15 protein-coding genes are annotated in these 12990 nt (G+C 39.7%); 4 read left to right on the top strand and 11 right to left on the bottom strand.

Going from position 1 to position 12990, the window contains the following annotated elements:
• Positions 1-41: 41 nt before the first annotated feature.
• Both rsmA and G3O08_RS05330 read right to left on the bottom strand, forming a co-directional pair.
• Positions 42-833: a 16S rRNA (adenine(1518)-N(6)/adenine(1519)-N(6))-dimethyltransferase RsmA gene (rsmA, locus tag G3O08_RS05335; protein WP_163283643.1), complete on the bottom strand. Its 792-nt coding sequence runs from the start codon at positions 831-833 to the stop codon at positions 42-44.
• Complete coding sequence (locus tag G3O08_RS05330) at positions 820-1140, bottom strand: DUF4286 family protein (RefSeq protein ID WP_163283642.1); 321 nt, start codon at positions 1138-1140, stop codon at positions 820-822. The genes rsmA and G3O08_RS05330 overlap by 14 nt, the downstream gene beginning before the upstream one ends.
• A gap of 124 nt (positions 1141-1264) precedes the next feature.
• Here G3O08_RS05330 and G3O08_RS05325 point away from each other — a divergent pair, with 124 nt between their 5' ends.
• Together G3O08_RS05325 and G3O08_RS05320 are read left to right on the top strand one after the other, a co-directional pair.
• Positions 1265-2494, top strand: a complete 1230-nt coding sequence (locus G3O08_RS05325; RefSeq protein WP_163283641.1) for a sterol desaturase family protein — start codon at positions 1265-1267, stop codon at positions 2492-2494.
• Positions 2491-3186, top strand: coding sequence for a lysoplasmalogenase (locus G3O08_RS05320; RefSeq protein WP_163283640.1), 696 nt, complete (start codon positions 2491-2493; stop codon positions 3184-3186). Before G3O08_RS05325 ends, G3O08_RS05320 begins: the two co-directional genes overlap by 4 nt.
• Before the next feature lie 234 nt (positions 3187-3420).
• On the opposite strand, the gene G3O08_RS05315 is transcribed toward G3O08_RS05320, so the two are convergent.
• The 6 genes from G3O08_RS05315 to G3O08_RS05290 form a co-directional block, all read right to left on the bottom strand.
• Positions 3421-5283: a tetratricopeptide repeat protein gene (locus G3O08_RS05315; RefSeq protein ID WP_163283639.1), complete on the bottom strand. Its 1863-nt coding sequence runs from the start codon at positions 5281-5283 to the stop codon at positions 3421-3423.
• Positions 5280-5834 (bottom strand): hypothetical protein, encoded by a 555-nt coding sequence (locus G3O08_RS05310; RefSeq protein WP_163283638.1) that lies wholly within the window; start codon positions 5832-5834, stop codon positions 5280-5282. The genes G3O08_RS05315 and G3O08_RS05310 overlap by 4 nt, the downstream gene beginning before the upstream one ends.
• Before the next feature lies 1 nt (position 5835).
• Positions 5836-7113 carry a serine--tRNA ligase gene (serS, locus tag G3O08_RS05305; protein WP_163283637.1) on the bottom strand — a complete coding sequence of 426 codons (1278 nt, stop codon included), beginning with the start codon at positions 7111-7113 and terminating at the stop codon, positions 5836-5838.
• Between the two features lie 104 nt (positions 7114-7217).
• The gene (rpmA, locus tag G3O08_RS05300) at positions 7218-7484 is read right to left on the bottom strand and encodes a 50S ribosomal protein L27 (protein ID WP_163283636.1); all 267 of its coding nucleotides are present in this window, start codon (positions 7482-7484) and stop codon (positions 7218-7220) included.
• A gap of 31 nt (positions 7485-7515) precedes the next feature.
• Positions 7516-8226, bottom strand: coding sequence for a 50S ribosomal protein L21 (gene rplU / locus G3O08_RS05295; protein WP_163283635.1), 711 nt, complete (start codon positions 8224-8226; stop codon positions 7516-7518).
• A gap of 83 nt (positions 8227-8309) precedes the next feature.
• Entirely contained in the window at positions 8310-9197 is an 888-nt protein-coding gene (locus G3O08_RS05290) for a DMT family transporter (protein ID WP_163283634.1), read from the bottom strand.
• 112 nt (positions 9198-9309) lie between these two features.
• Between G3O08_RS05290 and G3O08_RS05285 the strand changes: the two genes are divergently transcribed.
• Positions 9310-9822 carry a heavy-metal-associated domain-containing protein gene (locus G3O08_RS05285; protein WP_204336778.1) on the top strand — a complete coding sequence of 171 codons (513 nt, stop codon included), beginning with the start codon at positions 9310-9312 and terminating at the stop codon, positions 9820-9822.
• 95 nt (positions 9823-9917) lie between these two features.
• Here G3O08_RS05285 and G3O08_RS05280 read toward each other — a convergent pair whose 3' ends face one another.
• Entirely contained in the window at positions 9918-11108 is a 1191-nt protein-coding gene (locus G3O08_RS05280) for an ATP-binding protein (RefSeq protein WP_163283632.1), read from the bottom strand.
• 239 nt (positions 11109-11347) lie between these two features.
• Here G3O08_RS05280 and G3O08_RS05275 point away from each other — a divergent pair, with 239 nt between their 5' ends.
• Positions 11348-12223, top strand: coding sequence for a pirin family protein (locus G3O08_RS05275; protein WP_163283631.1), 876 nt, complete (start codon positions 11348-11350; stop codon positions 12221-12223).
• Positions 12224-12331: 108 nt separating this feature from the next.
• Here the strand turns inward: G3O08_RS05275 and G3O08_RS05270 are convergent, their stop codons facing one another.
• Complete coding sequence (locus G3O08_RS05270) at positions 12332-12730, bottom strand: type II toxin-antitoxin system HicB family antitoxin (protein ID WP_163283630.1); 399 nt, start codon at positions 12728-12730, stop codon at positions 12332-12334.
• A 2-nt stretch (positions 12731-12732) separates the two neighbouring features.
• On the bottom strand, positions 12733-12921 hold the full coding sequence (locus G3O08_RS05265) for a type II toxin-antitoxin system HicA family toxin (RefSeq protein ID WP_163283629.1): 189 nt from the start codon (positions 12919-12921) through the stop codon (positions 12733-12735).
• Positions 12922-12990 lie beyond the last annotated feature (69 nt).

Raw genomic sequence — 12990 nt, 5'->3', positions numbered from 1 at the left:
TATAAAAAAGCGGTTGGCAGAATGCGCAATAAGCCTATTCTTTAAGAATTCATTGTTTTGTGAATTGCCGTAGCCAGTGTTATAAACGTTTCGGGCGATAATTGTTCCGGGCGCAAGTGAAGAATGTCTTCTTCAAGGGCAAGCTCTTTGCCGGCAAGAACTCCTTTTAAACTATTGCGCAATGTTTTGCGGCGTTGATTGAAAGCAGCTTTGACAACCATTTTCATAAAGTTGTCGCCAATCGGTAAAGCCGTTCTTTCGTTGCGAGTAAGCTTAATCACACCACTTTTTACTTTTGGCGGGGGGTCAAAAACATCTTCATCGACTGTAAAGAGATATTCTACATCGTAATAAATCTGAAGCAAAACGCTCAAAATACCGTATTCCTTACTTCCCGGCCCAGAGGCGATTCTCTTAGCCACTTCGCGTTGAAACATTCCTACCAATTCAGGGATCAACTCGCGATTCTCGAATAAGCGAAAGAGTATTTGTGATGAAATATTGTATGGGAAATTGCCAGCCAGAATATACTTCTCTCCATTAAAAATGGGTTCAAGTTCTATTTTCAGAAAGTCGCCCTGAATAATATCCGCGCTTATTTCGGGATGGTATTCGTATAGGAACTCAATAGACTCCAGGTCAATTTCAATGATTTTAAGTTCATCAAAATTCCTGTTCTGGAGCGCACGCGTAAGAATTCCAGTTCCTGGGCCTATTTCTAAGACGCGCGATACTCCATGATGCCGACTTATAGCGCCTGCAAGATTAGCCGCAATGCTTTCATCGGTCAGGAAATGCTGGCCGAGATGCTTTTTGGGTTTAACCCTTTTCATTGAGCTGATGCACTACATGAAGTAAAGTTCTGAAAGAAGCGATTTTACCACTAAATTTCTCTTCGTGTTCGGCCTGAAGTTTTGGAGCAAATTCTTCCATGTATTTGCCGTATTCGTCCATGCTTTTCGCAAAATATTGAACGCTGTATGCCTTACCACCTGCTTCTTCGGCGAGTATTCGCGCAAGCTTGCTCTCTACAAACATACCCGTGGCGAGAACATCTGGCATGTGAATTTCTTTCATCCATTCAAGCCACTCGTCGTGTACGTCGGCATCTACATTTACGGTAACGTTGTAAAGAATCATATTTGGGCTTTAAAAAATGAGAATGCAAAGGTAAGCCATCCGATTTTAACGAAATGGAGATTTACTAACTTCTTATATTGAATACGATCTTAGTATTTTGTAAATTTGACTTTCATTAAAGCCCATGAGTCTCAATCCTGTTATTCTTTCTATACCCATATTTTTTATCCTTATCGGGATGGAGGTGGCCTATGGATACTATAAAGACAAGAAAATATATCGACTTAGCGATGCAGTTACGAATATGAGCTGCGGAATTGTAGAGCAGCTTACGGGTGTTTTTGCGAAGGTTTTTACTGTTGCAGCGTACCATTTTGTTTTTACTCATTTTGCGATTTTCGAGTTTGAAACAACCTGGTATTGGATTTTGGTCTGTTTTCTTGGTGTTGATCTCTGTTATTATTGGGCCCACAGAATGAGCCATGAAGTAAACTTGTTTTGGCTCGGCCATGTCGTTCACCATCAAAGTGAAGATTACAATTTGTCGGTAGCACTGAGGCAAAGCGTTTTTCAAAAAATGTTTACGTTTTATTTCTATTTTCCTTTGGCCATCATCGGGTTTAAAACAGAATGGTTTCTACTTATCGGCGCTTTCAATCTCCTTTATCAATTTTGGATTCACACCGAGGTTATTGAAAAAATGCCGCGGTGGTTTTCGTATGTTTTCAATACGCCTTCCCATCACAGGGTGCACCATGGCGTAAATCCAAAATACATTGATCGCAACCATGCCGGAAGCTTGATGATTTGGGACAGATTCTTTGGGACTTTTCAGGAAGAAGAGGAGCGTCCGATTTATGGAATTACTACTCCTGTTAATTCATGGAATCCGGTAATGGCAAATATTCAGCCGTTTGTTCTCCTTTTCAGGGAATTAAAAACGATACCCGGTTTTTGGAATAAGCTTAAATTCACTTTTGCCAAGCCGGGCTGGTACCCAAAAGAGATGGGTGGTTTTCAGGCTCCCAAAGAAGTAGACCGCAACGCATATCGCAAGTTCGACATAGCAGTGTCGCCTACACTTAATTTTTACTTGTTTGGTCAGTATGTTGTTATTCTGGGTTTTACAGCTTTATTTTTGTTTACCCTTTCCAGATACGAAGTGTCGTTACAATTGCTCATTGCCGCCCTCATAATATATTCTGTCGCGGCAGTAGGTATGCTTTTCGAAAATAAGATTCTGGCCATTAAGCTTGAGTTTATCCGATTTTTTATAACCATTGGTCTGGCTTTCTATATATATTCCATTGAATTGGCTCCACTCTGGCTACCCATTGCCCTAAGCCTAGTTGCAGTTATTTCGATCGGGGCAATTTTCAAAATCAAGTTTCACAAACTGGCACCCGCAGATTGAAAAGGATTTTTATTCTGATCTATGCGGTTATTTTAAGCGTGCATCTATACGCCGGATCGTCAGGATACACAGAAATTGAAATGTGCTCAAAACCGGCGCTTCTGGTTTCGTTAATTCTTTTTTTTCTGTTTGCTACCAAAAATAAAAAAGTCGGGAAATTCAGAAATCTCATTCTTCTGGGTTTGCTATTCTCGCTTGGCGGCGATGTGTTTTTAATGTTTCAATACCTACACAACGGATACTTTATCGCGGGTTTGGTTTCGTTTTTAATCGGACATGTATTTTATCTCTGGGCATTTACAATTACGTACTTAAACAATCATGAAATCCCGCTGATCAAACGGCAGGGATGGGTAATGGTTCTGGTTTTGGGATACGGAATTATGTTCTTCAGAGAAATTAAAGAACATGTAGGATCGCTCATTGGCCCTGTAATTCTTTACACTGCGGCACTTACGCTTATGCTGCTTATGGCTGTAAATCGGCATGGGAGAGTAGGCCGGAATAGCTTCTGGTTGATCGTAGTGGGAGCGGCGCTTTTTGTGGCTTCAGATAGTTTTTTGGCTTGGAATAAGTTTGTGCATCAACTACCCAATAATCATGTCTTGATTATGGCGACTTATGGGTTGGCGCAGCTGCTCATTATGCTGGGAGCGGTTAGGCAGGTAGAGCAGGTGCATCTGCATAAGTAGGTTAGTGAGGTTGTACATATTTTAAACCGCGAGTGTAGTGTAACGATCTCTTAAACACATTTAAAAATTACCAATCGTGAAAAATTAAGCAAAAATATTACACAAATATCGCGCAGAATGCATAGGGAGTTTAAATTGGGAAGCTGCAAGGTTAGTATTCTCTCTGCGCTCTTCGCGCTTACTTGGCGTCTTTGCGGTTAAAACGTACCCCAATTATTCCTTTATAACTTGCAGCTAATTAACCTTACTATCCGGCGTTATTTCACGGATTTCCTGATTGGGCGCGTCGCCGCGAATGGCTCTAAATCGTTTTCGGGCTTCTACAACATAAAGACTGCCGGGAAAATCGACCATGAGCTGCTTGTAATATTCCTGTGCTTTTTCGGGGTCTTTGAGTTTGTTTTCATAAAGATCGGCCATTCTGAATAAGGCATTGTCGGCACTTATTCCAAAATAATATTCAATTATAATCCTTTGGTAGAAGGTGATAGCCTCTTCGTAATCGTATTTTTCTTCAGCTATTTTTGCGCGTTGGAGCAATATTTCGTCGGTAAGTGCATGACCCGGCCAAGTTGTTAAAATGCTGTCTAAAATGACAATTGCCTCCGGAAACTTATGTTGAACAGTGAGAAGATCTGCATTGGCAAACAGTATCATGGGTTCGTAAATCGTATCCATGTTCATATTGTCAGTAATGAGCAGTGAGAGCTCCATGGCATCGTTGCTTATCAATTTTGAAGTGGAGCCTTTAAGAATGTCCAACTGCGCCTGCGCCCAGTCAAAATCGCCGGTGTAGTAGCTAATCTTTGCATTCAATAATTTGGCTTCATAGCCCAGCATGTCGTTTTTGAAATCTTTATCAACCTGTGAGCTTAGAAGTGATGCATCCCAAATATAATCGCGGGCTATAAGTATCCGCGCCAGTTCGAGTTTAATCTCTGCTGCAACTTCAGGGTATAGCGCTGGAGTGTCTAAAGCTTCATTAAGCGTAACATTAGCACCTTCCAAATTATCAAGATAATACGCTTCAAGTTGGGCTTTCTGACGAAGCATACCTACCGTTTCGTAAACGCTGCCCAACTCATTGAGAGTAGAAGTGTAATCTTTTCGCAATGTTTTTAGCGCCATTGTATCGGGTGGATATACAGTGCGCAGTTTCTCAAATCTCGATTTAAGCACACCGGCTCTGGCGTAATTGTAATATTTATTTGCAGCCCCTTTTTCAATCAAATAATTATAGCATTTCTCGGCTACATTGTACTCCTGATTGTTGGTACATAAATTTGCCAGATTCAAAATTCTTGCTCCGTCTTCATTCAGCCTTTTATCAATAGCTTTAAGCTGTACAAAAGCCGAATTGAAATCGCGCTGTTGGAGAAATAGCCACGTCAGCATTTCGCCATAAGTGGTCGATGCCGGATCTTTTTGAACCCTTCTTAGCAATTCATTGCGCAGAAGGTCTACATTTTCTGTGCTGCTCTCAAAATCAATACTTCTACCCAGGGCATTTTGAACCGTTTGAAGATAGGCCTCATTAAATTCTATCAGATCAAGATACTCGCTTATCATTTTCTGGGTGTCGCCCATGCTTCCGTATAAGCCGGCTATTTCGTAGCTAAACGGATACCTGCCGGCAAGGATTTTTTTACCGTATTGATAAGTTTCTAAAGCAAGATCAAGTTTGTTTCTTCTTATAAATTCATTGGCAGTTCTTATTACCAGTCCTTGGCTTTCAGGAAGATTGGTTATGGCATCTCTATAAGCGCTGTTGGCATCCGATTCTTTTCCCTGGGCCTCATAAATAGTACCCAAATCAATATAATAGGTGTTGGAACTGAATTTTTTAAGCTGTTTTTTGACCAGTTTTTCAGCTTCTTTGTAATTTTCAAGCTTGGTATAGCAAGTTAGCAGCCCTTCATAATTGCTCGCCTTGGGATTCTCTCCATAGAGCTTTTCATAATAAAGCAGAGCCTTTTGGTATTCTCCTGTATCCAGATAGTAGCCTGCAAGCTGCTCATCAGTAGTGCCCTGCTGCGCTTGCACATCAACCTGTCCACACAGAATAAAAAAAGAAAATATGAAGGCAAAACGTATCAAGGATTGGTTTTTATATAATTTATTAGGCTGTCTATTCTGGGTTCTAACTCGTTATTTTTTTCAATCATGGTTTTTCGACCATTTTCTAATCTTTTGGTTTCAGCCACAACGGTTTCGGTTGCTTCTATTTCAGATTCCACCATTCTTTTAACGAAGTTAGTGTCTAAAAGATTGTGTTCCAAATCGTGGCGCAAATCAAGCAGTTGGCCTTTCGAAAATTCCAGCTCTTTCGCGTTGACTGAATATTGATCGTTAAACCTGTCGTACGGCTTTTTAAGGTCACGGTAATTTGAAATTAATAGCGCTTCTTTGCGATGAAGCGTGTCGGCAGTTTGGGTATAATTGGCTTTTACAAAATTGAACTTTTGAGAAAAAATTCGATTTCCCTCTTTTATTCCTGTAGTATCAATTCCAGCGTGAATTTTCTGAGCCGAGTCTATTTGCGCAATCAAACGATCTACAGTCTGAATTTCGTTTGGGTATTTGGTCTCATTGCAAGCACTAACTAATACCAGAATGGCTATAAAGCCAAAAGCTTTAACAATTCTCATTTTAATCTATCGTTTTAAATCCTGTATAATCATGAAGAATTTTGGGCAATTGAATCCCGTCTTCTGTTTGATGATTTTCTAATATCGCAGCCAATATTCGCGGAAGCGCAAGGGCAGAACCATTTAGGGTATGCACGAGCTGGGTTTTTTTCATCTCGTCGTTTTTAAATCTGCATTTCAGCCTGTTGCTTTGGTAGGTTTCAAAATTTGATACCGAGCTTACTTCCAGCCATTTATCCTGTGCGGCAGAATATACTTCAAAATCGTAAGTAATAGCTGATGCAAAGCCAAGATCACCTCCACAAAGCCTTAGAATTCTATAAGGCAATTCAAGTTTTTCGAGCAGGTCTTTAATGTGATCTATCATTTTATCGAGTATCTGATAGCTCTGATCCGGATGTGCAATTTGAACAATTTCTACTTTGTCAAACTGATGCAATCTATTCAGGCCACGAACATCCTTACCGTAAGAACCCGCCTCACGTCTAAAACATGGGGTGTAGGCGGTGTGTTTAATCGGCATTTCATCTTCTTTCAAGATTACGTCGCGATAAATATTTGTAAGTGGAACTTCAGAAGTTGGAATCAAATAAAAATCATCTTCCTTTATGTAATACATCTGTCCTTCCTTATCGGGAAGCTGACCTGTGCCATAACCTGAAGCCTCATTAACAACCAGCGGAGGAATTACTTCTTCGTATCCCGCTTTATTTGCTTCATCGAGGAAGAAGGTGATCAAAGCCCTTTGCAATCGGGCACCTTTGCCGCGATATACCGGAAATCCGGCACCCGTAATTTTAACGCCGAGTTCAAAATCAATCAAATTGTATTTCGACGCCAATTCCCAATGAGGTACTGCATTTGCATGTAGCTTCGGTAGTTCGCCATAGGTAAAAATCTCTTCGTTATCGGTTTCAGATTTTCCTTTTGGTACTGCTTGATTGGGTGCGTTGGGAATTTGGTAAAGCGTATCTGAAAGCTCTTTTTCCAGATCGTTTTGGGTCTGTTTTAAGTCCTGCGATTTTGTTTTTAGTGTTGCCACCCGGCTCTTTAAACCTTCGGCGGCATCACGATTTCCACTTTGCATTAAATTACCAATCTCTTTTGATGCGAGATTCTGCTCGGCGAGCAGAGAATCGAGCTCAACCTGAAGCGATCGGCGTTTGCTGTCTAGGTCAATGGCCTTATCTACAAGTTTCGGATAGCTGTCATTGCAGCGTTTTGATAGCCTTTCTACGGCTTCGTCGCGGTTTTCGCGCAGGTAATTTAATTCAAGCATTTGTATTATTTTTCAAAGGTCGAAAATAGCAAAATTTGACCTAATTAAAGGTCAAAAAAAAACTCCTGACAGCGCCAGGAGTTTTTTTAAAATGATTTTATCACTTAGTTCACGCTCTCATGTGGAACTACTGAAACAAAGGATTTATTACCTTGTTTCTTTCTGAACTCAACAACTCCATCTGCTAATGCAAAAAGTGTGTGGTCTTTACCCACTCCTACATTGTCACCCGGTTTGTGAGGTGTTCCGCGTTGGCGAACTATAATATTTCCGGCTATGGCTTCTTGCCCACCAAATATTTTAACTCCAAGTCGCTTACTGTGCGACTCTCTACCGTTTTTCGAACTACCTACTCCTTTTTTGTGAGCCATGGCTTATAATTTTTTAATTAATAATTTCGGTTTATTTGTTTTTCAACAACTCTTTGGCTTGCTTCACCCATTCGTCATCTTCAATCTTGTCGCGGGTAATGCCGTCAATAGCTGAAAGCTCTTCGCGGTCTGCAGCCTTAAGTTTACTGATTTGCTCGAAGGTATAAATACCAAGTTCGTTCAATTTTTCTTCGTAAACCGGCCCAATTCCGTTGATCAATTTAAGATCATCTGCGTCAGCTTTCAATGCAGTGCCAATACTGTGAAGCACTTTATCGATGTCGATCTCAACGTGAGCTTCGTCTGCACGATGCTCTGCACGTGTTACCAAATTTTCGCTTACTTCTACTTCTTTTTTAGAAGGAGCAGCTTTCTTAGCTTCGGTTTCTTCAGCAGGTTTTGGCGTCTCCGCTTTTTCTACTTTTTTTCCGTTTAGCGAAATGCCGTCAATAGCAATTTTAGTAAATTGTTGACGATGCCCGTTTCGGGTTTGATAACCTTTACGGCGTTTCTTTTTGAAGACGATAACTTTATCGCCCTTTACGTGCTCAATTACTTTTGCAGTAACTGATGCACCTGATACAGCGGGGGCGCCAACTTCCATTTTGTCTCCGTTAATAACGAACAAAACTTGATCGAATGTTAACTTATCGCCTTCTTTATTTTGAAGACGGTGAACAAAGATCTGTTGGTCTTTTTCTACTTTAAATTGCTGCCCCGCGATGTTGATAATTGCGTACATAGCTCTTTGGCGTGTTTATAATATATGATTCTAAAAGGGCGGCAAATATACGTATTAATCTTTGTAGCGCAAATACTTTCTAACTATTTGCGATTTATTAATAATACACCTCCAAGCATGATAAGTGCAAAGGTTATTTGTGATGGTTTAACGAGTTCACCGTCAAGCAGTCCCCATGCAATTGCAACCAATGGAATGAGGTAGGTAACTGATGATGCAAATATCGTGTTTGTATCTTTTACAAGCTGATTGAATAAAATAAGCGCCAGAGCTGTGCCTACAATTCCCAAGATGGCTACTGCCCCGATGCCTTGTAATGCAAATTCATTTGCCGAAAGGCGAGGAATAAAATCTGTACTTAAAAGTATAATCAACCCGGCCGGACTTACCAAAAGCAAGGCGAGAGATGTAATTGCAATGGCCGATTCTACTTTTAAAAATTGCTTGATGGTGTTGAGGCTAATTGCATAGCATAAGGTTGCAACCAAAATAAGCAGTGCATAGCCTAAGCTTACCGGTTGATTTGCAGTGCCACCGCTGCTTATAAGTAAACCTACAGCCGCAAAAAGTCCGATAAAAAGACCTGTGATCTGCCATTTGTTTACTTTTACTTTAAAGATGAAATAGGCAATAATGAGGCTGAAAAGGGGCACTGTGGCATTTAGCATTCCTGCCAGTGCACTGGGTATATGGGTTTGCGCTGTAGCGAATAAGAAAGCTGGAAGTGCGTTTCCGCAAATGCCAACAATCAGGAGAAACCACACCTTTCCATTGCGCAGTAGTTTAATGTTTTTTAGTGCCAGCGGAGATAGAAATAAGCCGGCAAAAACAATGCGCATGGCACCAACCTGAATGCCCGAAAAAAGTTCTGAACCGTCTGGTGCGAACAGGCCGCGCTTCATTAAAATGAACGAGCTGCCCCAGGTTAGAGCGAGTAATACCAAAAAGATCCACTGCTTGGTTGATGCCAAAATTTCGAAAATAGGCTGCGAAGCTAAGAATATTCTTGCCCGTGTATGTCGTATTTTTGTATTTTTGACCTGAATTGAATAGTGTTATTCCTGCACCCAAACGAGCAGCCTTATGAAAAATATGAAAAGTTTACTCAATCTATTTCTTGTATTCGGAATATTAAATTTTGCTTCTTCTTGCGAAAATAATGGTACTGCAACGACTGAAACCTCTGATAATACCGAGATTACGTATGCCGATGCAGTTGCCGATGGAGATGAAAGATTGGTCGCCAGCCTTGCCATAGACGGAATGTCGTGCGAAATGATGTGCGGAGGAAAAATTGCTAAAACGCTCAAAGAATTAAATGGCGTAAAGGATGTTGAAATTGAATTTACCGAAATAGATCAAGAAAGCTTTGCCAATGTAGAGTACGATTCAAAAGTAATTTCTGAAAAAGAGATGATCGCTGCCGTAAATGCTATTGCAGATGGAATTTATAAAGTGAAAGCAGTTAAGGTTACGCATTATAAATTGGCTGCAAAAGATGCCAAAGTTAAAGAAGGCATCAATGAGGTTTCTTACAAGCCGGTAGTGCGCTACAAATTACCAAATGTATTTAGTGTGCTGGTAAGGCTGTTCTGATTCAATTGATATTTTTATTTCGAGCCCTTCTTGTGAAGGGCTTTTTCTTTTGGGAATTTTTCTGGATGTAAAAGATAATTTACTATTTGTAAATATCAATAGAGAAAACCAAAAAGCCAAAGAGGAATTGCTTCTCCTGTTCCATATTCAATATCGTCGAGAGCTCTGTATGACGATGGTACATTGATAATTTGCTTTCGTGATTTGTTGCGTCCTCCCACTTCGAAGGTAAATTTTCCATCCACTAAGAAATCGCCCTTTTCGGCATATTCAATTTGATGGAAGTGGCTTAGCTGGTTTACAAAAAACGTTTCCCGCGCTGCACCCATATCCAGATTGCGACTAAATAAATAACTAAGGTTGGTATTATCTAAATACAATTTTTCCGGTTTTTGAAAAACAGTAATGCCTTTTGCGTTCTTAAAAAGGTTGCGTGTGAGGCCCGCTTCCTGAAGATAATACACATACTGAAGTAAAGAGACTCTATTGATTTTAGTCCTTTCACTTAATTTGGAGATATTTGGTTTGAAGGGTGCTGATTCTGCCAAAACAACAAGTAATTTTTTCATTTTAGACAAGTTCGAAATATCAAACTTGCGTAGTTGTGGCAATTCTATTTGTAATATTAAGTTTACAACTGCTTCCAGTTTCTGCGGATACAGTTCTTTAGATTCTTTAAAAAAAGGATAATATCCATATTCAAGGTAGTCTTTGAAAAACTGAAATGGCCTTATATCAGTGACAATGGTTTGTGATATTTCTGCATGATTATTAATTAGTTCATCGAGGCTATAATGAGAAAGCTGGATTCCGTGCTCTATGGCCAGAAATTCTCTAAACGATAAACCTTGGATTTCAAACACAATAGCACGTCGACTTAGGTCAGCTTTTGCATCGAGAATTTCTAATAATGAAGAGCCGGTAAAAATTACTTTGAGCTCGTCAAAATCATCATAAATATTCTTTAGTTCTCTTGCCCATCCTTCGTATTTGTGAACCTCATCTAAAAGCAATATCCGTCCTCCTCTTTTTGAAAACTCTTCAGCCAATGCATATAGCCGGTGATTGGAAAAATAAAAATTATCTAAACTGGCATATAGAACATCTGATTCATAATTCGTTTGGTTCATTGCAAACTGAAGTAGCAAGGTAGTCTTACCGGTACCTCTGGCACCTTTTATCCCAATTAGCCTGTGATTTTCTTCCAGAAAATGGTAAGCCGAACGCTGAAAACTTGATCTTTGTTTTTGCAGTTTTTGAATGTAACGCTGTATTAAATCTTGCATTTTGTTTATTGTTATTTACAAATATAGATCAAATATGTTTATCATTATAAACAAAAAACTCCTTTTCTTTAGACAAGCAGGTCTGATTGGTAGGGAAGGAGGGATTTTAATTTACCAAATATGAAATCCATCATCATAAGTTCCTAATATAATTGTCTCTATGACAGTCGCACCTCAACCCGAACAATTTATAATAATCTACGGTTGTATTTTTGCATCAAAATTAAAATCATTCAGAAATGAAAAAGCGAAAAGTAGAAGTGATTGTGCCACCACCCGAGCCACATTATGTAGGCGATGGATTTAGAGTACACAACTTTATTCCAAGTGCTTACCGCTTAGATATGCAGCGTATGGATCCATTCATTATGCTCGATTATAATTCAAAGTTTTATTTTCCGCCTATTGATACGCCACGAGGAGTGGGAGTGCACCCGCACCGCGGATTTGAAACCGTGACCATTGCCTACGAAGGCAAAGTAGCCCATCACGATAGCAGCGGTGGCGGTGGAATAATTGGCAAAGGCGACGTGCAGTGGATGACTGCCGCTTCGGGTGTGCTGCACAAAGAATATCATGAAGAAAATTTCAGCAAAGAAGGTGGCGATTTTCAAATGGTGCAGCTTTGGGTTAACCTTCCCGCAAAAGATAAAATGTCAAAACCAAAATATCAGGCGATCTCTAAAGATAAAATGACCAAATATGAGCTTCCTGATAATGCAGGTTCTGTGGAAATAATCGCCGGAAAATTTAAAGATTCGACCGGCCCGGCTACTACATTTTCGCCGGTTAATATGCAGAATGCCCGCCTCAGCAAAGGTGGAAAAGTGGAATTCTCATTTCCAGCCGATTACAATACAGCTTTACTGGTAATAGAGGGAAGTGCAAAGATAAATGATGAAGAAACAATTGAAACAGATCATTTTGCACTATTCGAAAACGAAGGGGAAACCTTTACGATTGAAGCGCTCGAAGATGCGGTGATTCTTGTTTTGAGCGGTGAGCCATTGCACGAACCTATTGCGGCACACGGGCCATTTGTGATGAATACCCGCCAGGAAATTGTTGATGCAATGAATGATTTTAACTCTGGGAAATTTGGGGTTTTGGAGTGATTTGTTTTTTTGAGTTGGCGTATTATATGTTTGCAAAAAATCAAAGGCAATGGGTGACCTCTTTTGCCATTTATCCAAGGCGAAAAAAGATTTTGAGTATAAATTTGACTAAATGGTATTCAAAGAAATAGTCTCGATCTTTTCTGAAAGCTTGTTTAAAGCCGACATAATTTTTTGGGCTTGTTTTTCCGATGCTTTCTTAGAACCAGAAACATACTGTCTTAACAAACTAGCGTTGAGTCCTCCGGACTTTGCCAATTGACTTATATTGACTTCGGGTATCAACTCGAAAACAGATTCTAAACTTACGTTAAATTTCAGTTTATATCCATTGGCAAATTCATTGGCTAAGAAAGTATCTTCTTGCAAGAACATGTCCAGAATTTCTTCAAAATTTGTTTTCACTTCAATATATGTATTGCCGCCAGCCACACATCCGTCTATTTCGTCTGTGTAAGCAAAAAACCCGTCCGCATTCCTTTCTATTATTACATTCAATGTTTTCATATTTACTTTTTTAATCCTGCTTTTTTTAGAATGCTATTTAATGTACCAATCGGTATATCTTTTGATCCATGAAAAGGTATCACAAGAAAGCCCTCAATTGTGGGATGTTTGAATATCTTGTGGCTTCCCTTTTGACGATCAAAAAACCAATCTATAGCTATTACTCGTTTTTCAAGTTCTTTTGAATTCACACCCAAAGGTAGCAAATCAGTTACTTTAATTCAAGCTTCTAGTATTAATTGCGAATTAGTAATTACGAA

The organism is Cryomorpha ignava (genome assembly GCF_010686655.1).
Taxonomy (GTDB): domain Bacteria; phylum Bacteroidota; class Bacteroidia; order Flavobacteriales_D; family Cryomorphaceae; genus Cryomorpha; species Cryomorpha ignava.
This window is presented reverse-complemented; position numbering and strand designations above follow the sequence as displayed.

Excerpts from the sequence above, each read along its gene's own strand:
- rsmA (WP_163283643.1), bottom strand. The coding sequence starts at position 833 with ATGAAAAGGGTTAAACCCAAAAAGCATCTCGGCCAGCATTTCCTGACC.
- G3O08_RS05330 (WP_163283642.1), bottom strand. The coding sequence starts at position 1,140 with ATGATTCTTTACAACGTTACCGTAAATGTAGATGCCGACGTACACGAC.
- G3O08_RS05325 (WP_163283641.1), top strand. The coding sequence starts at position 1,265 with ATGAGTCTCAATCCTGTTATTCTTTCTATACCCATATTTTTTATCCTT.
- G3O08_RS05310 (WP_163283638.1), bottom strand. The coding sequence starts at position 5,834 with ATGAGAATTGTTAAAGCTTTTGGCTTTATAGCCATTCTGGTATTAGTT.
- serS (WP_163283637.1), bottom strand. The coding sequence starts at position 7,113 with ATGCTTGAATTAAATTACCTGCGCGAAAACCGCGACGAAGCCGTAGAA.
- rpmA (WP_163283636.1), bottom strand. The coding sequence starts at position 7,484 with ATGGCTCACAAAAAAGGAGTAGGTAGTTCGAAAAACGGTAGAGAGTCG.
- rplU (WP_163283635.1), bottom strand. The coding sequence starts at position 8,226 with ATGTACGCAATTATCAACATCGCGGGGCAGCAATTTAAAGTAGAAAAA.
- G3O08_RS05285 (WP_204336778.1), top strand. The coding sequence starts at position 9,310 with ATGAAAAATATGAAAAGTTTACTCAATCTATTTCTTGTATTCGGAATA.
- G3O08_RS05280 (WP_163283632.1), bottom strand. The coding sequence starts at position 11,108 with ATGCAAGATTTAATACAGCGTTACATTCAAAAACTGCAAAAACAAAGA.
- G3O08_RS05275 (WP_163283631.1), top strand. The coding sequence starts at position 11,348 with ATGAAAAAGCGAAAAGTAGAAGTGATTGTGCCACCACCCGAGCCACAT.
- G3O08_RS05270 (WP_163283630.1), bottom strand. The coding sequence starts at position 12,730 with ATGAAAACATTGAATGTAATAATAGAAAGGAATGCGGACGGGTTTTTT.